This window comes from Chryseobacterium populi, from assembly GCF_000282115.1.
Classification (GTDB): domain Bacteria; phylum Bacteroidota; class Bacteroidia; order Flavobacteriales; family Weeksellaceae; genus Chryseobacterium; species Chryseobacterium populi.
Window position 1 is genome coordinate 15195 of sequence record NZ_AKJY01000062.1, and the last position, 22138, is coordinate 37332.

The following is a 22138-nucleotide window of genomic DNA, read 5'->3' on the forward strand; positions in this document are numbered from 1 at the left end:
TAATGATATATTTTAATGAAAAAGATCATAATCATCATAGTTTCAATACTACTCCTGATTGTAATTGCTTTTACAGTTTACTGGAATCTGCCCATCGAAATGACCAGAAAATCGGATATAAAATTCGGAAATGAGCTCATCGGAAATATTGAAAACTATGAGAAAACCTACAAAAAACTTCCGGAAAACAACGACTGGAAAACCCTGGAAAAATTAGGTTTTAAAAAAGAAGAAGATATGATGATGCTAAAGCCAGAGTATAAAACGGATAATAATGCAACCTATGAATTAATCTATACTGATGGATTCGATGGCCCATATTTAATCTGGAACTCTAAAGAAAAAAAATGGACCATTGATTTTTCAAAAATTGAAAATTAATGGTCAGAAATAAGAAAGACTGTTGGTAAAACAGTCTTTCTTATATTATATTGTTCTTAAGCAATCACTCTCACCATTTCTTTCACCTTCACCAGCTTCTCCATAAGCTCTTCCCTTGAATCCGCCAATACATTGATGTGCCCCATTTTTCTTCCGGGTTTGGTTTCTGTTTTTCCATACAGATGAATGTATGTTTTGGGAAGTTTTAAAACGTCTTCCATTCCTTCATAAATCACTTTTCCTGAATATCCTTCAGCTCCTACCAGGTTCAGCATTCCACTGTAACCTATCGTGTCTGTGTCTGCTAACGGTAAATTTTTCACTACGCGGTACATCTGCTCAAACTGGGAGTTGGCATTTCCTTCCTGGCTCTGGTGCCCTGAATTGTGCAACCTCGGAGCAGTCTCATTGACCCAGATTTTCCCATTCTGATCAAGGAAAAGCTCAATGGCAAAAAGACCGGGAGAATTAACGACATTTAAAAACTTCTCGGTAATTGAATCAATCTGCTTCTGAATATCATCACTTAAGAAAACAGGACAGATATTAAAATCCAATAAGTTCAATTTGGGGTCGGCTACCATTTCAGTCACCGGAAAAGTTTTCGTTTCTCCGTTTTCATTTCTGGCAACAATGACGGAAAGCTCTTTATCAATATCTACCAGACTTTCTATTACAGAAGCTTCCTTCCATAAATGCTGATAATCAGCTTCTGTTTTAATGACCTGAACTCCTTTTCCATCATAGCCGCCCGTATTCATTTTCTGAACGAAAGGTAATGGCATTATGATCTTGTCATCACTATTCCAGACTACCTGAAATTCAGGGCTCGGAATGTCGTGAGCTTTATAAAATTCCTTCTGAAGGATTTTTTGTTGAATTGTTTTGATAATTTTAGCATTCGGAACCACTTTTATCCCCTGATTTTCAAGCTCTGCAAGCGCGTCAGCATTTACATGCTCGATTTCGATCGTCACGACATCCTTATCCTTCCCGAAATCCATAACGGTCTGATAATCATTGAAATTTCCTTGTGTAAAATATGAAATAGTATGACAAGGCGCATCCGAAGCCGGATCCAGAGTATAAAACTGATCATCATATTTCAACGCACTCTGAATCAGCATTCTTCCAAGCTGACCGCCTCCTAAAATTCCTATTTTCATTTTATTTAATTAGATTTTTATTTTAAATTTTATCAATATTCAGATACCCCAGCCCCATTGTATTTTCCTGAATTTCAGCACAGGATTTTTCAAGAACGACAGAATATTTTTCTTTCATTTTTTCAGGCAGAATATCACTGACATTAAAAATATCATCGATATCAACCCCGTGTTTATCGTCAATATGACTTACTGCATTTTCAAATCCCATCGTTTTATAAAATTCTGTAGCTTTTGCTTTTTTCACAATTTCTCCCATTGAAGCGCCCACCATCAGATGCTGCTCGTGAAATTCTTCAAAATATCCTTTTTTATACCCACCCAGGTTAATAAAATACAATTGATTTTCGGAAGCTCTATCTGTTTTTTCAACAATTTTAACTTCATATCCGTCAGCAAATTTCACTTCCTGATAACAGTCAAGATGAATTTTACCTTCCGCATCCTTCCAGAAATCTTTCATATCCGGAACCAGGTCTTTAAGGTTTTCTGCTATCCCGAAAAATACATCATGCTGTTCAATATTTCTACCTTTGGGAGTGGCTCCCAGGATGATATAGAATAATTTCATTTCCCATTTATTTCTGCAAAAATACATCAAATTTATCTTTATTTAAAGTTTGGCAGAGAGCAGCAATAGTTTTATATTTGTAGCATGTCAGAAATCATCATTCTCTTCCTTGGAGCAATCTCGGCAGGCCTTTTGGGTTCACTGACGGGTTTAGGAGGGGGAGTCATCATCATCCCTTTATTAACGCTGGGTTTTGGCGTTCCTATGCATTATGCAATCGGTGCTTCTTTAATCTCTGTTATCGGTACTTCTTCAGGCGCTGCAGTAGCTTTCGTTAAGGAGGGTTTTACGAATATGAGAGTCGGAATGTTTTTAGAAATTGCGACTACTTCAGGGGCTATTATGGGGGCTCTGGTTTCAGGAATGCTGAATCCGAATACGATCGGGATTATTTTCGCCAGCATCCTGCTTCTGACTGTTATTTTAAATCTTAAAGGAAAGCCTGATCACCAGGAGCCTCTGATTAAAGGGAGCCTGGAAGACAAGCTTAAATTATACGGAACTTTCCCTGACAAAGGAGTTCTTAAAAACTATTCTGCAAGAAATACGGTTCCGGGATTTTTCATGATGATGTTTGCCGGGGCGATGTCCGGGCTTTTAGGTATCGGTTCCGGAGCTTTGAAAGTATTGGCTATGGACAATATGATGAAACTTCCTTTTAAAGTATCTACAACCACCAGTAACTTCATGATCGGAGTAACTGCCGTTGCAAGTGCCTTAATCTATTTCCAGAGAGGGGAAATCATTCCTGTAATTGTAGCTCCGGTACTGATCGGGGTTGTTGTGGGGAGTTTTATCGGTTCAAAAACACTGATGGTTTCCAAAACAAAGAAACTTAAAACCTTCTTTGCAATTGTAATTACCATCCTATCCATTTACATGATGTATAACGGTATAAATAAAAGCTTCAGATGAGAAAGAACTTCACCGATGTGGACTTAAACCGCTCTGTCGGAAACCTTCTGAGACTGGGCGTTATTTTATCGGTTATCACATCACTTATCGGTTTTGTCAAGTTATTCCTGGAAGGTTTTAAAATGCCTAAAAAATATTCCAGCCTTGATATGGGGACATCCTCGGAAAAGGTATGGGGACATTTCTGGACTACCCTGTGTAAAGGAGAAGGAATGGCCATTATTCAGCTGGGAATCCTTCTGCTTATCTTCACTCCTTTAATGAGGATTGTTTTTGCATGGATCGGTTATTTGAAAGAAAAAGATTACGTTTATGTTATCATTTCTTCAATCGTTTTAGCCATTATGATCGTCAGCTTTCTTACCGGTTACGCTCACTAAAATTACATTTCATAAAACTCAAGAGGGAGCTTATCAGGGTCCCGGGTAAAGAAGAATTCTTTTCCTGTGAATTCATCAATACGGATTTCTTCACAATTCAGGCCTTTATTGATTAATTCCCGGCGTTTTTCATTTACGTTTTCTACTGAAAAAGCGAGATGTCTTAAACCACAGGCTTCCGGTCCGGACGGCCTTTCAGGAGGGTCAGGAAATGAAAACAATTCTATGATATAATGATCTCCGATGGCAAGATCTAATTTATAAGACTGCCTTTCTTCACGGTATACTTCACGGATGATATTCAATCCTAAAATTTCAGTGTAGAATTTTTTAGAGACTTCATAATTTGAACCTATAATAGCAATATGATGTATTTTCATTCTTTATTTTTTACAGTTTTCCTTTCTTCTCGTATCAATAAGGTACTGTATTTTCCAGCCGTCATTTTGTTTTACCAGTTGAAAGCTATTTGCACCGCAATGAGAAAACTGGCCTTTAAAGTAAAACTGATAAGGCGTAAAGACACTTGCCAGGCTTCCGTCATTATGAATCGCTTCTATCGTGATCCTTTCATCGAGATCATTTTTGGAGTATTTGGAAATCGAAGAAACAAAATCTTTTATATCTTCATTTTTAACAGTTCCTTCTTTTGTGATGGTCTGAAGGATTGCACCTTCTGAAAAAACGGTCTTTAACAGCTCAGGATCGGCATTTTTCATCGCAAGAAATAAATTCCGGATCGGTTTTTCAATTTCCTGGTTCTGGGATTGCTGCCCGAAACAGAAAGCGGATAATAACAATGTCACACCTAGTATTTTATTCATAGGAATATCAATTAGTCTTAAATATAAAATTAAAAAAATTACTACTTTAAACCATGGAATAATTTAATAAAGTTTAATTAAGGTCTGCCTCTAATAATTTGATGATTTATTGATACTTTACTTTTGTGAGTTAAATAAACTAAAAAAAAATAACCCTAGACTTTGTCATTCCGCAGGAATCTAAACATTCATTATAATTATAAAAACAGTTATATAATTTTTAACTACAGATTGCCCAAATTTATACAGATGAATACTTTTATAATCGGCGTCATCAGCTAAATCTGCGAGCTAAAATTGAAAAACGGGCTAAAACCCGTTTTCCTTATATCTTTATTTAAAACCTCATTATATCCTTCATTACTCCATTCTTCTGGGTATGTTGCAGTAATTCGGTTTCTATAAATGTTTTAATTTTCTCTTCAGAACCGTTATCCGGGAACAAAAGATGAACATTAGCCCCGGCATCTAAAGTAAAGAATAAGGGCAGTCCGGTTTCTCTTCTGAAATCCCAGATCTTATTGATTACTTCCAGCGTACCTGTCTTCATCAGGATAAATGCAGGATCACTCATCATCATCATCGCATGTAAAGTAAGCGCTTCATGCTCTACCAGCTTAATAAAACTCTGCATATCTCCGTCTTTCAGGATCTGCTTCATCGGAACAAAATTTTCTCTTGCTTCCTGAAATCTTCTTTCCGCATAAGGATTAGATTTCATTAAACCATGCCCCACTGTTGAAGAAACACTTTTCTGCCCTTCATGAATCAGTAAAACCCAGTCGTTAAAGCTTTTGAAAATATCGTGAATTTCAGCATCAGGATATTGTACAGCAAACAGATCCGAACTTCCGGAAACTTCATCGGATTCACCCCAGACTACGAGCCCGTTATATAGGCTTCTGCACGCACTTCCACTTCCCAGTCTTGCCAGGAACGATGCTTTTTTCAATGATCCTTCATCTGAATTCTTCCCTGAAAACACCTCATCCAGCTTCATCAGACATTTTGCAATTGCTCCGAATCCGGAAGCAGAACTTGCAATCCCTGAGCTGTGAGGAAATGTATTTTCGGTTCTGATAACGTATTTACCTTTTAAAATCCAGGATAGATACGGTTCTATATTTTTAAAATATTTCTCGATTTTCTCAGCAAATTTCACTTCTTCATTTCCTGCTAAAAAAGTCTGGACAGAAAAAGGTTCATCAGCCAAAAATTCCATTGTGGTATTGGTTTTACAATGATTTAAGGTATAGCTGATGCTTGGGTTGGCCGGAATCTGGTTTTCATATTTCCCCCAATATTTGATCAGGGCAATATTAGAGGGGCAGCTTTCCGAAACGGTTTCTGTATGGATGGTAAAATTTTGTTTTCCTAGAAATTCCTGTGTTGTCATAATTTAATTTAAATGGGCCTGTATCATTCCGGCTGATGGCTTCTAATACATTTTCTCAATAATATCAGCGTATTTTTTAAGAACTACATTTCTTTTCACTTTTAAAGTCGGCGTAATTTCTCCGGTATTGATATCAAATTCCGAAGGCATCAGCGTGAATTTTTTCACTTTTTCAAAATCTGATAAGTCATGTTCAAGCTCACTGATCTTGTCTTTATATAAATGAATAATTTCTTCTTTCTTCACCAGTTCCTCCCAATTCGTAAACGGAATATTATTTTTCTTAATATAATCGTCCAGAAATTCAAAATTCGGAACAATTAAAGCCGAAACAAATTGTCTTCCCTCTGCAATCAGCACAATCTGCTGAATGTAATTATTATTGGTCAGAAGGTTTTCAATCTGCTGTGGTGCAATATATTTTCCGTTAGATGTTTTCATAAGATCCTTGATCCGGTCTGTAATGATCAGATTACCTTTATCATCTATTTTCCCGGCATCACCGGTTTTAAACCAACCATCTTCCGTAAAAACCGCTTTTGTATCTTCAGGCCTGTTGTAATATCCTTTCATAATTCCATTTCCTTTAGCCTGGATCTCATCATTCTCTCCGATACGGATTTCAACTCCCGGCAGAGGTTTTCCACTGGTTCCGTGCTCAAAACGGGTCAAAGGGAAAAGGGTAAGGGTAGCTGTAGTTTCCGTTAATCCGTAGCCTACGGTAACATGAATTCCTACAGATTCAAAAAACCGGGTTACTTCGGGAGATAAAGAGGCTCCGCCACAAGGCAGAAACCAGAGCCTGCCACCCATTCTCTCTTTAATTTTACTGAAAACCAGCATATCTGCAATGGATTCTTTGAGCTTTAATCCAAGCGGAAGTAGATTTTCATTTTTTCTGAATTCCGCTGTTTGTTTACCTACTTCCAATGCCCAGTTGAAGATTTTCTTTTTCAATGGAGACCCTCCGGCGGCCATATCATTCACTCCGGCATAAATTTTCTGGAAAAACCTTGGTACGGCGCACATCATGGTTGGTTTTACTTCTCCCAGAGCCTTTGCAATATTCTTCGGGTCTTCAAGAAAGTAGACTCTTGCCCCACCGTACAGGCAAAGCAGGCTCCAGCTTCTTTCAAAGACATGACTTAGCGGTAAAAATGCCAGTGAAAGCTCTTCTTCAAAATTTTTAAATTTAAAAAACTCAAAGTGGGCATCGAAGGCTTTAATAAAATTTCCGTGGGTAAGCATGACTCCTTTTGGAGTCCCGGTAGTACCCGAGGTATAAATTAATGTCGCAACATCTTCATGTTCTTTTTTGCAGATCTCAGTTTTTGGAGACGTCTTTGCAATAAAATCTTCAAGATAGAAACTGTTGTTCTCTTTTTTGATCCAGACTGCTTTTTTAGAAACAATAATGGTCTGAAGATGGTTATCTTCTTTTAACAAAAACTCAAGACAGGCATCATATTGTGCCTGATCACCCACTAAAACCGCCTTAGCTCCGGAATCATTGATGATATATTCTGCCTGTTCAGCATTATTGGTTGAATAAATAGGAACCGTAATCGCCCCGATAGACAGGGAAGCCAGATCAAAGATCATCCATTCCGCAGAATTATCAGAATAAATGGCAACCTTGTCATTTTCCTGAATTCCCGCATTTTTCAGTGCATTGGCTGTTTTAAAGATCATTTCACTGAATTTTTTCCAGCTCAGTTCTTTCCACACTTCTTTTTTCTTAAAACCTATTGCAGATTTTACGGAATGCTTTTCTACATTTTTACGGATAATAGCCTCTGCAAGATTCATTTATTTCTTCAGCTTTTTGTCGTTAATATAATTATTGAGGTGGAAATCAATACTTTCCTGAACGGGGATAAACTGATACTCCAGCTTTTCTTTAATTTTATGATTGGAAATGGTGTTAAATGACGTTATCGATTCGATATTCGATCTTGTAACGATCTTCAGTTTAGGAATCAGCCACCCGAAGAGTATGTTGCCCCATCTTCCGGCATTTAATTGTGTCTTTGAAAGAATTCTGGCATCTTTAAGTCCTAATTTTTTACGGATCTGATGCCCCACTTCTGCATATTTTTTATTTCCGGAAACAATAATAAAACGTTCTCCGAAAACATTCTTTTCCATTAGTTCTACAGCAATTTTCGCAACATCCCTTACATCAACATAGGAAGAACCGCCTGAAAATGTAAAGCTGTTATCTTCAAAAGTATGGAAAAGCTCACCACTGCTTTGATTCCAGTTTCCGCTTCCTATAATGATTCCGGGATTGAGGATAATGGTATTCAAACCTTCTGCAGATGCCCTCCAGACTTCCATTTCAGATAAATGTTTGGAAATGGCATAAGCCGGATGTTCAAGTTTGGGATTAAATTCTGAATCTTCATCCAGTTCCCCTTTTTCATTAAACCCGTCTAAAACGGCAACAGAGCTTACATGAAGAAATTTTTTCACTTCAGAACCTTCACAGGCAAACAAAAGGTTCCCGGTACCTTTGATATTGGTATGGTACATTTCTTTTTCATCTTTCGGGTTAAAGCTCACCTTTGCGGCACAGTGGTAGATTTCTTCTACCCCTTTCAGGGCATCCTGTAAAGAATTGATATCATCAAAATCGGTATCAACCCATTCAATTTTATTGAAAAAATCGCCGGGACTTTCCGTATAAAATGTATACGAATGTTTTACTTCGTTTAAATTGCTTGTGGGTCTTTTGGCAGCACGAACTTTTTTTCCTCTTTTCAGAAGTTCCAAAACGATTATTCTGCCCAAAATTCCGGTTGCCCCCGTTACAAAAACCATCAATTATTTTCTGCTTGATTGTGACTAAATTATGACAATATTTCTTATCCGGCAATTCTCCGTTTCATTAAAAAAATCAGAGAACAGCCAATTTTGCAAATTTGCGATTTTTAAAGCATAATCCGGTCTAATTTCACCAATAATATCAGTTAAAATAATATTTCATGAATAGTTTTTGTAGCAGGTTCCGGTTTATAATAAAATATTTTCAGACTAAAACCACGTTGTTTCTTCTCGGGGCTTTATCACATAAAAGATCTGCAATACTTTTTGAAATAAGGTTTTCTTCGGTAAGGTTATCTAACCAGAAAAACTCTCCGGCTGCATTGATTTCAATGAAATAATACTCGTCTTCAGGGGAAACGATGATATCCATTGCGCCATAGTCTACGTTATATACATCCAGAAGCTCAAGAATTTTGGCTTCGATATCTCTGGGAAGTTCTGTTGGCATCCATTTATCGATCAGGTTTACCCCGTCTTTTCTCCAGTCTACTTTTGCATCATCAAATTTCTGCGAGTCTATTTCAAAAGCGTAAACATCACGGCCTACCACGGTAACTCTCAATTCTTTTTTCTTTTCAATTTTCTTCTGAAACTGCATCGGGCAATACAATAAAGAATCTAAATCTTCCAATTTTTCCTCTTCAATTACGTTCGTAAAAACTACGCTTTCAACACCGTCTTCATAAATTGCAAAACCGGACTGCATCTTTCCGATTACATTCTGATGCTTCAGAATAAAGCTTTTTGCTTCTTCAGGGTTATTGGTAATACAGGTTTCAGGAATTTTAAACCCTATTTTATCAGCTATTTTCAACTGCTCTTCCTTACTGTCTAATCTTCTGTAAACACTAGGCTTTCCTAAGGCATAGGTATCAATAGATTCCAGAAATCCGAAAAGTGTAGTACGTATTTCACCCATTGCTGCCCCATAAAATTTGGCATCAATTTCTTCTTTAAGTCCGTTCCCCATATTATAAGCTCTCCGGTACCAGACTGCTGTAATATCATCCAAACGGTGTTTTGCATCGGGAGTTTCCAGGGTACTTATCCATTGCCCATCCTGGAAAGTGGTTGATAATCTATTTTGCAAAGGGTATAGATCAACATCAAAACGGATGACTTCAAAACCGTTTTTCGCAATATAGTCAGTTACTTTTTCAATTGAAAAATTATCTGCGGTATGGGTTATAATTAAAATTTTATTGTTCATTGGTTTTCATTCTTTTTATAAGGTTATCTGCAATTTTTTCTGCGATGGGAAAATTCAGCTCTTTCTGCAGCATTCCCCATTCTCCCTGTGGGTTGACTTCTAAAAAATAATAGTTTCCGTCTTTTCCTTTGATCATATCAACAGCTCCGATATAAAGCCCCATTTCCTTCATCATGAGGGTAAGGTTATTTTTAATATTCTCCGGCAGGTCATAGGAAATCCAGAAATAATCTTTATCGCCTGTACGCCAGTCTGCATTTTCGCTGTTATTGATTTTTCCTGTAAAAAATTCACCATCAATATAGATGATTCTCAATTCATACTCCTTCCCGATATAAGGCTGGAAGATCATCGGGCAATAAGCAATATCTGCAATATGCTCTAAGTTATCTTCATCAATAATCGTTGTGGAAAGCAGGTCTCCCCCATCCATAGATTTTGAAATGACTCCATGAAGCTTGGCAACAGCTTTTCCATTACAGTGTTCATGAAAGAAGGAAGTAATTTTTTCCTCATCATTCGAAAAGAGTGTTTTAGGAATAAGCAGGTTATTTTTCTGCGCAATTCTCAATTGATATAATTTATTTCCGTCTATTTTTTTCTCCTGTTCATACGGATTGATCCAGGGGACATCTTCCAGAGAGGTATGAAGGTTGTAGCGAAGACTTCCGTATTCATTGAGAAAAATCTGTTTATATTCTTCATCCAGTTCTTCAGGAATGCTGATCTGCCATCCTTTTCTGTGCCACACGGCTTTTATATTCCGGGAATCAATTGTATTTCCGTATTCATCCGTCAGCTCAAAAAAACTTTCATTGATATTTATTTTCTGAAGATGGTTGAGACGGTCTGAATTCAGCCTGAAATAGGGAATATTCTTAGAGGTAAGATATTCAAAAAAAATATCAATATTGTAGAAATCATTGGAATGGGTGATACAGAGAATCATTGCCTTTTGTTATTAAAAAAGGAAACTTAGAGTGTAAGTTTCCTTTATTGATGATTGTTATGTTTTATCTTTTATACAAACAATTCATTATACTGTTGGTACATCATCATCACCGTCAGATGGATATTTCATGGTTTGAGCCATATCCAGAGTTGGTTTTGTAACTACATCTCTTTCCGGGATTGTAATATCAGGTCCGCCACCTGTAACAGTTTGAGGATCTTTCAATTGTTTTTCTAAGAATGAAGCGAAAAAAGGCTTCTTTTTTGAGCTCTTGTTTTTCATAATGTTTTGGTTTAGTTTAAATTAATATCTTGAAGAATTTTTCTATTAGAACGGATCTACCGGTGATGTAGGATCAAACGGATGAATTGGCCCGGGACCTGATTCATCATTATCAGAAGGATATTTCAATGTTACGCTATCATTCCCCGGAGTTGTTACATTGTCTGCAAGAGGAGAAGTAATATTATCTCTCGTAGGAAGAGTAAGTACATCCGAAGTAGGGGAAGTAACAATTCCGCCACCGCCGGTTACTTTTTCAGGATCCTGAATTTGTTTCTCTAAAAACGAAGCAAAAAATGGTTTTTTCTTGTTTTTGTTTTTCATGGTTAAAGTTTTTAATTATTAGAAACCTAAAGTAGTAAAAATTTCAACACGTAGAGAAATAACATTCATTTTTAAGATAATTTTAACTAAATCATAATAATAACGAAATTACATTAACTTAAATTCAAAAATTCTTTAACAACATTACTGAATTCAACAGGATTATCTGCCTGAACCCAATGGGCTGCATTTTTTACCACGACAATTTTTGCTTTCGGGAATTGCTGCTTAATGGCAAATTCATCCTGAGGGAGAATATAATTGGACTTTTCCCCGGAAATGAATAAAGCTTCACCTTCAAAAACTCCAAATTTTATTGCATTAGAAACAAATTCGCTATACTTTTCAGATAATGTTTTAAGATTAAATCTCCAGTTCAGTTTTTTATTATCATCCCAGTATAAATTCTTGGCCAGAAACTGAATCGTAGATTTTTCCGGGATATATTGAGTCAGAACCGCTTCAACATCGTTTCTGGAGCCTACTTTATCAAAATCAACGGTTTCCAGTGCTTTGATAATCCCCTGATGGTGCGGAGGATAGGCCTTCGGAGAAATATCGACAACAATCAACTTTTCAACTTTTTCAGGATAATTGACGGCAAATTGCATCACTGCTTTCCCCCCTAAAGAATGTCCGAGAACATGGGCTTTTTCAATACCGTAATGTTCCATATAATGCGCAATATCATCGGCTAAATCATCATGTGACATACTGTCAGAATGGAAGCTTCTTCCATGATTTCTCAGGTCAATAAGATGAACAGGTAAAAACTCACCCAGATCTTTTCCGAAACTGCCCCAGTTATCAAGCATCCCGAATAAACCATGAAATACTAAAAGCGGTGTAGACGAAAGATTTTCGCCAAATATTTTTGAGTTTAAAATTTCCATATTTTTTATTAAGAAGTTAGAAATTAAAGGTCAGAAGACCAGGAATTAGTATTGGTACTAAGATGTCCATTTATATACACCCATGCTAATTCCGGCTTACAATCCCCGATTTGATTCTACCATTTTGCCAGTCTCTTCAAATAAGCCTGAACTGTATTTTCCAGTCCCATATACAATGCTTCAGAAACCAGAGCATGACCAATTGAAACTTCTAATAAATTCGGGATGGTGTCGGCAAAATATTTTAAATTTTCCAAGCTCAGATCGTGCCCTGCATTCAGTCCTAAACCGAAATCCGCAGCGACAACAGCAGTATCGTAATAAGGCTTTATGGCCTGTTCTTTATTGATTGGGTAGTTTTTTGCGTAAGCTTCCGTGTACAGCTCAATTCTTTCAGCACCTGTTTTTGCAGCATATTCAACCAGTTCCGGAGTCGGATCAAGGAAGATTGAAGTACGGATTCCTGCATTTTTAAATTCGGCAATGATTTCTTTAAGAAAATCCAGGTGCTTTTTGGTATCCCATCCTGCATTAGAGGTAATGGCATCATCAGCATCGGGAACTAAAGTCACCTGTTCCGGTTTCACTTCCAGCACCATATCGATAAACGGGCGGTGAGGGTTTCCTTCAATATTGAATTCGGTAGTTACCAAAGGTTTCAGATCATAAACATCTTTTCTTGTAATATGTCTTTCATCAGGTCTCGGATGAATGGTAATCCCCTGTCCTCCAAATTCCTGAATTTTTATTGCAGCTTCCGTTACACTTGGCGTTTCACCTCCTCTTGCATTTCTTAATGTTGCAATCTTATTAATGTTTACACTTAGTTTTGTCATTATTTTAAGATGTTAGAAGTTAGATGTCAGAAGCCGGATCAACTTCTTTATTTTATATTCCAACTTTTATTTTTTATTTTATTTTTCGGAAAAATCAGAAGCTGAACTAAAGTCCGAGTTACAGGTCATTTGATTATGCTTCAACATTTTCATTTATGTATTTACAACATTTAGCGGGCTAAAGTGATATAGATATGATTACACTCTACATTTAACTTCCAGCCTTTAAAAATTAAACTTTCACACTCACCTGCATCACCTGAAGATCAAATTCTTTGGATGCCACCAACAAATGGTCAAAGATATCAGCCTGGATCTGCTCGAAACGTTCCCATTTTGAATCATTAGCAAAACAGTACACTTCCAGAGGCAGACCTTGAGGAGTAATATCCAGCTGACGAACCATCACCACACCTTTTTTATCAACATCAGGATCATTTTCTATATATTTTTGGGCATAATATCTGAAAACTCCGATATTGGTAAGCTGTCTTCCGTTGATCGTTTTATCATTATGCTCCAGGCTTTCCTTTTCTTTTTTGATTTCCAGGCTTTTCTGCTCAAGATAGTCTGAAATCAGGTTAATATCTTTTAATCGTTCAACCTCTTCGTCATTCAGAAATTTAAATGAATTGATATTGAAATAAATTGATTTCTTAATTCTCCTCGTGTTTGATTCAGACATCACCTGAAGATTCTTGATTTCGGTTGTCAGTAAATCATAAGTCGGGATGGTGGAAATTGTTTTATCGAAATTGGTGATTTTTGTGGTTAAAAGGCTGATATCAGAAATATTTCCTTCGATATTATATTTAGGGATACCGATCCAGTCTCCTACTTTCATATTTTTGGAAGTAGCTACGTGCAAACCTGTCACGAATCCCAGGATTGTATCTCTGAAAACCAATACCAGAACCGCAGTAATTGCTCCCAAGCTTCCTAAGATAGTAGTTCCCCTTATTCCGAAAATCACACAGATTCCTACCACTGTGAGAATGAAAATTCCAAAAATCTTAATGGATTCGGAAATCGCATTAAGAGCCATTATTTTATAATAATCCTGTTTGATCACAAAATAGTTCCTCAGCGCAGTCAAAGCTCTGAATAACATTCCGGCAACAACAAAAATAATAGATACATTAACGATCAGTTCCAGTAATGCAAAGCTTTTGGGATGCCTGTAAAAAACAGAAAGCAGGGCATATCCTGCAAAACTCAAAGCCCCTAAATGCACAATTGAATTCGTAATCCTTGACTGATAAATGGATTTTAAAACGGGATATTTTTCTTTATCAAAAAAATTTTTGATTATCGTATTGACCAGAAATTTAAAAATAAAATCAAGCACGAAGACAAGGCCTGCTAAAAACAGGAATTTTAAAAGGATCTGCAGAATAAGCACCAGATCCGAATGTACATTATCTTTAACAAAATAATGAATCTGATCGCTGATATTTTGCAAAAAGTCTTTTGTGTCTTGTAGCTCATTTTTCATTATGGCAAATTTAGGAAATTTAAGGTTGATTTTTATTACACTTCAATCATCAATTTTCATCCCAAAACAATTCATTTTTAGTGTTTCATGTTTTTTTATTTAAAATTTAATCCATATTGAATCTGTCAAAACAACTATTAACAAATAAAAAAAATCATCATAAATAAAAATCCAATCAATAATATTAAAAATAATCACAATTTCATTGATCATATATTAATATTTTTTTAAATTTGATGAAAACTAAACAAATCAAAATCAATTAAATATGAAACACAACTACTTATTTATTCTGTTGTGCACATTCGTGCTTTTAGTGAACTGTAAAGGAGATGGTGAATCCATCATTCCTGATGAAACTCCCAATGTGATCCAGACCGGAAAAGTTGAAGGAAAAGTTTCTGCCAATAACGGGACCAAACCCATTGGTGGAGCCCTTGTATTTACCGTCGACAGTGAAAGCAAAGTGTACCACACGTATTCTGACTCGAACGGAAACTTCAGCCTTACTGCTCCGGAAGGAAATACAGTCCTTCATATCCAGACGGGTGACGGCCGGAATTTCAGAACCGAAACTCCTGTAACCATCAAAAAGAATGAAACGATCACAGTTCCTGCTACTGCAACAAAACTAAACCAGATAGCAAAAATGGCTTATGTAAAGGGAAGTTATGATGAAATAGAAGAGCTCATTAACAATTTAGGATATACAGCTACTGAACTCACTTATCAGGATCTGAAAAATCTTAACACAATTGCCCAATACGACATTATCTTCCTCAACTGCGGATCGAGAGGAATTTCTCAGACAGGGACTTCTTCGCCAAGCAGTGACGCAATGGTTTACTCTAATCTTTCAACTTTTGTAGCGAATGGCGGAAGTTTATACAGCTCAGACTGGGCTTCTGCATATCTCGTGGGTGGTGACAGCAATACGACAATGTGTAGCGCCGCAGGTGGCTTCATCAATGATAATCTTCTTTGTGTAAAAAATATCGGTACGGCAACCACTTATACCAATTGTGCAGTATCAGATGTACCTTTAGCTACTGCTTTAGGCTTCAATACCTTAGACATCACCTATGATTTGACAGCATGGGAAAAAATTCAGAACTATGATTCTACTTTCTGGGAGGTTCTTGTTGAAAAAAATAATGAACCATTAATGATCAGAACAGGCCATTACACTGATCCTAATGCACCTCAGGTACCTGTAGGAAATACAGCCAACAACAATCAGATCACTATTTGCCATCATACCACAAATGGCAACAATATAACGATTACGATTAATCAGAATGCATGGTCTGCCCACCAGGCTCACGGTGACACACAGGGGCCTTGCTCCGGAAACTCTGCAAGCGGTAAAATTTATTATACAACTTTCCACAACCATGCGGCCGGAAATATTGGAAAAGCAGAACCTATTTTAGAATACGTAATCTTAAACCTGTAACAATTTTAATATTTGACTCTTCTCCAAGTGGCTTTTTGAAAGCCACTTTTTTTATATCTTGCAATATAATTTTAAAGAATGGATACTACATTAATTAATATTGTCTGTCTTATTTTATTGTTTCTGGGAATCTTAGGAACTTTCCTTCCTATTTTACCGGGGCTGCTATTAAGTTTTGCAGGCTTACTGATCTACAAATTCGGAACAGATGCCGATTTATCGATGGTCTATGTCTGGGCTTTCGGAATTCTTACGGCAGCTTCTGCTGTGCTCAATTATGTAATCCCGGCTAAAACCAACAAAAAATATGGCGGAACCACCTGGGGAAGTATAGGATCCATAGTCGGGACGATTGTCGGAATGTTTATCCCAATCCCGTTAGGTTTTTTAATCGGAATGTTTGCAGGAGTATTTATCGGGGAATTATTGCATGACAGCAAAGACATGGATAAGGCCCTTAAATCAACCAAAGGAGCTTTTATCGGGTTTATCTACGGAACGGGATTCAGTCTTGTAGTCGGTGTGGCAATGTTTTTGGTAGTAGTACTTAATATGCTTAATATTATTTAAAAAAGAACATCATGTTACATAAAGCCATCATCTTCAGCTTAGGACTTTTGACACTTACCGGCTGTAATGCTCAAAAGAAGACAAAGACCTCAACGGAAACATCTGCTACTGCGAATACCAAAGATACCAAAGCAATGAAAAAAGAAGGTAATACCCTTTATTTTACTGAAGGAGAAAACAGATTTTTGAAAGAATATGAAATGAATGTCACTTTCAAAGCTATTTCCGAGGACAGCCGTTGTCCGGAGGGAGTTAACTGTGTCTGGGCAGGAGTTGCCGTTGCCGATGTTGAAGTAATGGGAACCGCAACACGACCTGTTACCTTACATCTGGCAACCACTGAAAATGCCGGGCGAAACTATTTCCAGTCTGCAGAATTTAACGGATATACTATTTCTTTAACGGAAGTATCACCATTCCCCAATGCACAGGGAGGCACAAAAGCTCTGGCCGGAAAATATAAAATAGGGATCACCATCAAAAAAACCGGAGAAAAACCTACCATGAGATAGGCTTCTTCCCTTTTGACACCAAATATTCATTAATTTTTGAAAAAGGTTTGCTCCCGAAAAAACCCCTGTGTACAGAAAATGGTGACGGGTGCGCCGATTTCAGAATAAAATGCTTAGCCGGATCGATGAGTTCGGCTTTTTTCTGTGCAAAAGCTCCCCACAATACAAAAACTACATTTTCTTTTTTATCGGAAATCTCTTTGATAATAAAATCTGTGAACTTTTCCCAGCCTAAATCTTTGTGCGAATTCGGGGAATGGGCACGAACGGTTAATGTTGCATTTAATAAAAGAACACCTTGTTTTCCCCAGTCATCCAGCTCTTTTGAAGTTCTCTCAATTCCAAGATCGTTTTTTAATTCAATAAAGATATTTTTAAGTGAAGGCGGAGCGGTAACCTGCTCGGAAACAGAGAAGCACAACCCATTTGCCTGGTAATCATTATGGTAAGGATCCTGCCCGATGATCACCACCTCAACATCGTCAAAAGGCGTCAGCTCAAGGGCTCTGAAAATCTGGTTTTTAGGTGGAAAAACTTTCGTCGTTGCATATTCCTGCTTTACCTTTTCCCAAAGATTGGTAAAATATTCTGTATTTTTTATAGGAGCTAAAATTTCTGTCCAGGTCATAATTTCAATGTGAGAATGTGAGAATTTGAGAATGTGGTAATATAATAATTAAATTTATACTATCTTATTTACCTATTATTTTTTAGTATAAAAACCAGATTATCCGGAAAATCTTCATCTTTTTCATCTGCTTCCAAAATAAAATGATGCTTTAAAAGCAATCCTTTTGAGTTATCATTCAGCTTATGGGTAAAAGCCAAAACTTCCTGTAAATCTAATTCATTGAATCCGTAATTTAAAACTGCGCTTAAAGCTTCAGACATTATTCCTTTTCTGTGATAATCAGGTAATAATTCGTAACCGACTTCAGCTTTTTTTCGATCCTCAGAGAAGTTCCAAAGGCAAATGGTTCCAATAAGATTCGGCTGATCTTTCAAAGAAATTCCCCAATAAAAAGTTTCATTATTTCGTGTCCTTTCTTTAATGGTTAAAATAAACTGCAGCGCATCATAATTGTTTTTTGGTGAATTTCTCTGTACAAACTGATTGATGATTTCGTTGCTTCGGATACGTAAGATATCTTCGACATTAGATTCATCAATATCTTTTAAAATTAGTCGTTCGGTTTCCAGTTTCATATTTCAAATTTAATAAAAGCTGGATCATTCAAAAAATTATTCATCTTATTTATTTCAAATCATCACATTCTCAAATTAACTCATTTCCAAATTATCACATGATCAGATTCACTTTTTCTCACTAAATTTGCAGGGTGTATATAAATAAAGAAGATTTAAACGAATTAGAGTTTCCGCAATTGCTCGCGGAAATTTCCCCTTTTGCGTATTCTCCGAAAACAAGAGAAAAAATTCTTCAACTCCGTCCGATGGAAATTGACGAAGCAGAGCTTTCATTGAAGAAAACTTCGGAATATTTATCGAGTTTTGAAAGTTCAAATGCGATTCCGTTTGATGAATATGAAGATATTGAGACTGAGCTTAAATTAATGCTGATTGAGAATTACCGTCTTGAAAACAATGCTTTCATCAAAATAAAAACGCTTACGGAACAGATAGGAAAACTTCAGAAGTTCTTCCCTACAATGCCGGAAACCTTTCCTAATTTAATGGAAGATGTTTCCGTACTGGAATTCAAAAAAGAAATTATTGATAAAGTTGATAAGGTTTTCAATCGTTTTGGTGAAGTGAAAAGTGAAGCTTCCCCGGTTCTGAAAACTTTGAAATCAGAAATCCAGATTGCTAAGAAAGCGATTCAGGAAAACTTCAACCGTGCCTTATTCAATTATGGACAAAGCGATTTTCTGGATGACATCCGTGAAAGTATTATTGAAGACCAAAGAGTTTTAGCGGTAAAATCCGGGTTCAAAAAAAGAGTTCCGGGAAGAGTGCTGGGGCTTTCTAAAACCGGTTCTATTACTTACATTCAGCCGGACAGTGTGGTAAAACATTATTTTAAGCTCCGTGAAAATGAAGAGGAAGAGAAAAAAGAGATCGATAAGATCCTGAGAAAACTGACTGCTGAACTGGCAGAATTCCAGCCTCAGCTCTGGAGATATCAGATTTATATTTTTGATCTTGATTTAACAAGAGCCAAAGCCAAGTTTTCAGAACTGATCAATGGAGTTCTCCCAAAGATCAACCGTCATAAAACGTTACGATTAAGAGATGCATTCCATCCGTTATTATGGTTGAGAAATAAGGCGGAAAACAAAACAATTTTCCCACAAACCCTTTCTTTAACGGAACACAACAGAATCATCTGTATTTCCGGGCCGAATGCAGGAGGAAAATCCATTACCCTGAAAACGGTGGGGTTATTACAGCTGATGATCCAGAGTGGTATTCTGGTACCGGTACATCCGAAATCCGAAATGTTTTTCTTTGATAAAATCATGACAGATATCGGGGATAACCAGTCTATTGAAAACCATCTTTCGACCTATTCGTCAAGACTGAAAAAAATGTCCGGGATCATCCGGGAATCTGATGCCAATACTCTTTTACTGATTGATGAGTTCGGAACAGGCTCTGATCCTGAATTGGGTGGTGCCCTGGCGGAAAGCTTCCTTGAGTTTTTCTATGACAAGAAGAGTTTCGCGATTATTACAACGCATTACACCAATATCAAACTGGTTGTGGAACAGCTTCCGAATGCTGAAAATGCAGCCATGCTGTTTAATGAAGAAACTCTGGAACCGATGTATAAACTGGAAGTCGGGCAGGCCGGAAGTTCATTTACGTTTGAAGTTGCTGAAAAGAATAAAATCCCGAGGTTTATCATTCATTCTGCCAAGAAAAAAGTAGAACATGACATTGTAAACCTTGATAAAACCATTGTAAAACTTCAGCAGGAAAAATTTGAGGTTGAAAAGCTGAAATCCGATCTTGCAGAAAGAAAAGAATCTGTAGAAGATAAACGTGATAATCTGCAAAAACTGAATGATCAGCTTCAGCAGAAGCTTTTTAATTTTCAAAAACTGTATGAGGAAGAACACCGTAAGCTTCAGTTTGGAAATAAGATCGAAACTTTTATCGACAGCTATGTAAAAGGGAAATCAAGAAAAGATGTTGTAAAAGATTTCGTGAAAATCCTGGAACAGGAAAAGTTCAGAAAAATTGGTGCTGATAAAGATGAAACGAAGCGCCTTCAGGTTGTCAAAAGAAAAATAACCCAACAGCTGAAAAAAGAAGAAGTCATTGAAAAAATTACGGAAACCAACGAAAAGATAGAGGAAAAACGTAAAAGTGACCGTGCTGTCTGGATGAAAATAGGACAAAGAGTTCGCATTACCGGAAGCACCAGTGTAGGAACGATTGAAAAGATTTCAAGAAACAAAGTAATTGTGAATTACGGGACTTTCAAAACCACCATTGATGCTGATGAGCTGGAAAGAATTTAATTTGAGAATAAGATAACTGCCTGGCAAATCTTTATATCAATTTTTCAGGAGCAAACAGCATTTAATTTATATATTTGGACTGTTAAAAAATTTTCATGATGATTTCCATAAACAAAGCTTTTTACCTTTGCGTTTTCAGTATGTTTTCTTTAGCTTTTGTAAAAGGGCAGAATAAAGTTCCGTTTGGAGTTGTAAAAGCAGAAGAAGGCTATGCAATGGTACGTGTTCCCAAGGATAATTACCGAAAAATTGTAGACAAAATCCGCATGCGCAGAGGAGATGTTTTTGTTTATGTAAAACCGGCTCCGGGAGAAACCGAATGGATCTGGATAAAATACCCTGAAAAATCTGAAGTGGAAAAGCCGTTTGTAAGATATGACAGCCTTAATAAAGAAGGAATGGTGAATAAGGAGCGTATTGCATTTATCGATCAGCTGCCTCAATATACCCCTTCCAAATCTAAGAATGGACGGTCACTGATTTTTACAGATAATAACAATCCGAAAATACCGGCTGCACAAAGAAGTAAAGTAATCATCGATATTTATCCTTCCAATGCAAGCTACCGCAAACAGGAAAAGGATGCCAGCGGAAAAATTCTTACAATCGATAAAATAAAGCCCTGGGGAATCGGCAATGAGCTTCCTGAAGGAATGACAGAGATCAAATCGATCAGAGTTCAGCAACCCGGAAGAGGCTCTGTTTTTGTAAGAGAAGCGATTAAAAATATGTTTCAGCCAACCATGGACTTCAATAACATCGGGGTTACTTCCATCGATGACGATCATATCTTTCTTTATATGATCAATGGAAGTGGTGAAAACAGGTATACAACATTCTGGACGATAAAGGAAGGACGGGTGATCAGTCAGATTATTTATAAAAGTCCGGAATAATCCATCAAATTCCTTATTTTTGTCACTGAAAAAGTTTTTAATACTTATTCATCACAGGAACTGGTTCTGTTTAGGTACAGATTAAAAGGGAATCGTGTGAAAATCACGAACTGTCGCGCAACTGTAAGTAACGGAAAGTCTTTATTAAAAATCCACTGTACAGAAAGGTATGGGAAGGAAATAAGGAAGTTACAAGTCAGGAGACCTGCCTATTTCTTAAAAAACAAGAAACTTTCGCGATTTGAAGTTTATTGATCTGATGGATTGTTTCAGGAATCTCTGTTGTTCCTGTTATTCTTCCGTTTGTTCAAATATATTTCATTCGCATTAATTTAATAATGAAATATGACTAGAGAAGAAAGAATCCAAGCATCTGAAACCCGGATTTTCAAAGCTGTTTTCCCAAACACGACCAATCACTATGATACTCTTTTCGGAGGTACAGCCATGCAATTAATGGATGAAGTGGCTTTTATTACCGCAACCCGTTTTGCAAGAAAAAGGGTGGTAACCGTGAGCAGCGACAAAATAGATTTTAAAAAACCTATTCCCGCCGGAACGATTGTTGAATTAATCGGAAAAGTTGCTCATGTGGGAACCACAAGTATGAAGGTAAATGTTGAAATCTACACCGAGCAGATGTATTCTTATGAAAGAGAACGTGCTATTGTAGGTGACTTTACTTTTGTAGCAATTGATGACTTCAAGAAACCAATCCAGATTCTATAAATTGTGAGTTTCGGGGCGGCCTTCGGCCGCCCC

Annotated in this window: 25 protein-coding genes and 1 riboswitch; of the genes, 9 read left to right on the plus strand and 16 right to left on the minus strand. The window is 36.9% G+C overall.

Features of this window, described 5'->3' with window-relative positions; genetic code table 11:
• The first annotated feature begins 15 nt into the window (after nt 1–15).
• Nucleotides 16–381: a hypothetical protein gene (locus tag PMI13_RS14225; RefSeq protein ID WP_007844874.1), complete on the plus strand. Its 366-nt coding sequence runs from the start codon at nt 16–18 to the stop codon at nt 379–381.
• Nucleotides 382–437: 56 nt separating this feature from the next.
• Here the strand turns inward: PMI13_RS14225 and PMI13_RS14230 are convergent, their stop codons facing one another.
• Complete coding sequence (locus tag PMI13_RS14230) at nt 438–1547, minus strand: 5-(carboxyamino)imidazole ribonucleotide synthase (protein ID WP_007844876.1); 1110 nt, start codon at nt 1545–1547, stop codon at nt 438–440.
• A 22-nt stretch (nt 1548–1569) separates the two neighbouring features.
• Nucleotides 1570–2118 (minus strand): DUF1543 domain-containing protein, encoded by a 549-nt coding sequence (locus tag PMI13_RS14235; protein ID WP_007844878.1) that lies wholly within the window; start codon nt 2116–2118, stop codon nt 1570–1572.
• Nucleotides 2119–2202: 84 nt separating this feature from the next.
• Here PMI13_RS14235 and PMI13_RS14240 point away from each other — a divergent pair, with 84 nt between their 5' ends.
• Both PMI13_RS14240 and PMI13_RS14245 read left to right on the plus strand, forming a co-directional pair.
• Nucleotides 2203–3033 (plus strand): sulfite exporter TauE/SafE family protein, encoded by an 831-nt coding sequence (locus PMI13_RS14240; RefSeq protein ID WP_007844880.1) that lies wholly within the window; start codon nt 2203–2205, stop codon nt 3031–3033.
• Nucleotides 3030–3413 carry a DUF1634 domain-containing protein gene (locus PMI13_RS14245; protein WP_007844881.1) on the plus strand — a complete coding sequence of 128 codons (384 nt, stop codon included), beginning with the start codon at nt 3030–3032 and terminating at the stop codon, nt 3411–3413. The genes PMI13_RS14240 and PMI13_RS14245 overlap by 4 nt, the downstream gene beginning before the upstream one ends.
• Nucleotides 3414–3415: 2 nt before the next feature.
• On the opposite strand, the gene gloA2 is transcribed toward PMI13_RS14245, so the two are convergent.
• The 12 genes from gloA2 to PMI13_RS14305 form a co-directional block, all read right to left on the minus strand.
• Entirely contained in the window at nt 3416–3793 is a 378-nt protein-coding gene (gene gloA2, locus PMI13_RS14250; RefSeq protein ID WP_007844882.1) for an SMU1112c/YaeR family gloxylase I-like metalloprotein, read from the minus strand.
• Between the two features lie 3 nt (nt 3794–3796).
• A complete protein-coding gene (locus PMI13_RS14255) occupies nt 3797–4237 on the minus strand; it encodes a nuclear transport factor 2 family protein (protein ID WP_007844883.1) in 441 nt (146 codons plus the stop codon).
• A 337-nt stretch (nt 4238–4574) separates the two neighbouring features.
• Nucleotides 4575–5633 (minus strand): diphosphomevalonate/mevalonate 3,5-bisphosphate decarboxylase family protein, encoded by a 1059-nt coding sequence (locus PMI13_RS14260; protein WP_007844884.1) that lies wholly within the window; start codon nt 5631–5633, stop codon nt 4575–4577.
• Nucleotides 5634–5675: 42 nt separating this feature from the next.
• Nucleotides 5676–7442: an AMP-dependent synthetase/ligase gene (locus PMI13_RS14265; RefSeq protein ID WP_007844885.1), complete on the minus strand. Its 1767-nt coding sequence runs from the start codon at nt 7440–7442 to the stop codon at nt 5676–5678.
• Nucleotides 7443–8456: an NAD-dependent epimerase/dehydratase family protein gene (locus tag PMI13_RS14270; protein ID WP_007844886.1), complete on the minus strand. Its 1014-nt coding sequence runs from the start codon at nt 8454–8456 to the stop codon at nt 7443–7445.
• Between the two features lie 208 nt (nt 8457–8664).
• On the minus strand, nt 8665–9672 hold the full coding sequence (locus PMI13_RS14275; RefSeq protein WP_007844887.1) for an MvdD family ATP-grasp ribosomal peptide maturase: 1008 nt from the start codon (nt 9670–9672) through the stop codon (nt 8665–8667).
• Entirely contained in the window at nt 9662–10621 is a 960-nt protein-coding gene (locus PMI13_RS14280) for an MvdC/MvdD family ATP grasp protein (protein ID WP_007844889.1), read from the minus strand. Before PMI13_RS14280 ends, PMI13_RS14275 begins: the two co-directional genes overlap by 11 nt.
• Before the next feature lie 87 nt (nt 10622–10708).
• Complete coding sequence (locus PMI13_RS14285; RefSeq protein ID WP_007844891.1) at nt 10709–10906, minus strand: microviridin/marinostatin family tricyclic proteinase inhibitor; 198 nt, start codon at nt 10904–10906, stop codon at nt 10709–10711.
• A gap of 45 nt (nt 10907–10951) precedes the next feature.
• Entirely contained in the window at nt 10952–11230 is a 279-nt protein-coding gene (locus PMI13_RS14290; protein WP_007844893.1) for a microviridin/marinostatin family tricyclic proteinase inhibitor, read from the minus strand.
• Nucleotides 11231–11343: 113 nt separating this feature from the next.
• Nucleotides 11344–12123 carry an alpha/beta fold hydrolase gene (locus tag PMI13_RS14295; RefSeq protein ID WP_007844894.1) on the minus strand — a complete coding sequence of 260 codons (780 nt, stop codon included), beginning with the start codon at nt 12121–12123 and terminating at the stop codon, nt 11344–11346.
• A gap of 116 nt (nt 12124–12239) precedes the next feature.
• Entirely contained in the window at nt 12240–12959 is a 720-nt protein-coding gene (locus tag PMI13_RS14300) for a pyridoxine 5'-phosphate synthase (RefSeq protein ID WP_007844895.1), read from the minus strand.
• A gap of 232 nt (nt 12960–13191) precedes the next feature.
• Nucleotides 13192–14454, minus strand: a complete 1263-nt coding sequence (locus PMI13_RS14305) for a mechanosensitive ion channel family protein (RefSeq protein WP_007844896.1) — start codon at nt 14452–14454, stop codon at nt 13192–13194.
• Between the two features lie 268 nt (nt 14455–14722).
• Between PMI13_RS14305 and PMI13_RS14310 the strand changes: the two genes are divergently transcribed.
• The 3 genes from PMI13_RS14310 (at nt 14723) to PMI13_RS14320 (ending at nt 16992) form a co-directional block, all read left to right on the plus strand.
• Nucleotides 14723–15910, plus strand: a complete 1188-nt coding sequence (locus PMI13_RS14310; protein ID WP_007844900.1) for a peptidase associated/transthyretin-like domain-containing protein — start codon at nt 14723–14725, stop codon at nt 15908–15910.
• A 78-nt stretch (nt 15911–15988) separates the two neighbouring features.
• Nucleotides 15989–16480 carry a DUF456 domain-containing protein gene (locus PMI13_RS14315; protein WP_007844903.1) on the plus strand — a complete coding sequence of 164 codons (492 nt, stop codon included), beginning with the start codon at nt 15989–15991 and terminating at the stop codon, nt 16478–16480.
• Nucleotides 16481–16491: 11 nt separating this feature from the next.
• Nucleotides 16492–16992, plus strand: a complete 501-nt coding sequence (locus PMI13_RS14320; RefSeq protein WP_007844905.1) for a hypothetical protein — start codon at nt 16492–16494, stop codon at nt 16990–16992.
• Here the strand turns inward: PMI13_RS14320 and PMI13_RS14325 are convergent.
• Entirely contained in the window at nt 16979–17620 is a 642-nt protein-coding gene (locus tag PMI13_RS14325; protein ID WP_007844906.1) for a uracil-DNA glycosylase, read from the minus strand. The genes PMI13_RS14320 and PMI13_RS14325 overlap by 14 nt on opposite strands.
• A 68-nt stretch (nt 17621–17688) precedes the next feature.
• On the minus strand, nt 17689–18198 hold the full coding sequence (locus PMI13_RS14330) for a GNAT family N-acetyltransferase (protein ID WP_007844907.1): 510 nt from the start codon (nt 18196–18198) through the stop codon (nt 17689–17691).
• Nucleotides 18199–18332: 134 nt separating this feature from the next.
• Here PMI13_RS14330 and PMI13_RS14335 point away from each other — a divergent pair, with 134 nt between their 5' ends.
• The 3 genes from PMI13_RS14335 (at nt 18333) to PMI13_RS14345 (ending at nt 22105) form a co-directional block, all read left to right on the plus strand.
• Nucleotides 18333–20480, plus strand: a complete 2148-nt coding sequence (locus PMI13_RS14335) for an endonuclease MutS2 (RefSeq protein WP_007844909.1) — start codon at nt 18333–18335, stop codon at nt 20478–20480.
• Nucleotides 20481–20575: 95 nt separating this feature from the next.
• Nucleotides 20576–21376: a hypothetical protein gene (locus tag PMI13_RS14340; protein WP_007844911.1), complete on the plus strand. Its 801-nt coding sequence runs from the start codon at nt 20576–20578 to the stop codon at nt 21374–21376.
• A gap of 44 nt (nt 21377–21420) precedes the next feature.
• Nucleotides 21421–21603, plus strand: a riboswitch (cobalamin riboswitch).
• A gap of 118 nt (nt 21604–21721) precedes the next feature.
• The gene (locus tag PMI13_RS14345) at nt 21722–22105 is read left to right on the plus strand and encodes an acyl-CoA thioesterase (RefSeq protein WP_007844913.1); all 384 of its coding nucleotides are present in this window, start codon (nt 21722–21724) and stop codon (nt 22103–22105) included.
• The last annotated feature ends 33 nt before the right edge of the window (nt 22106–22138 follow it).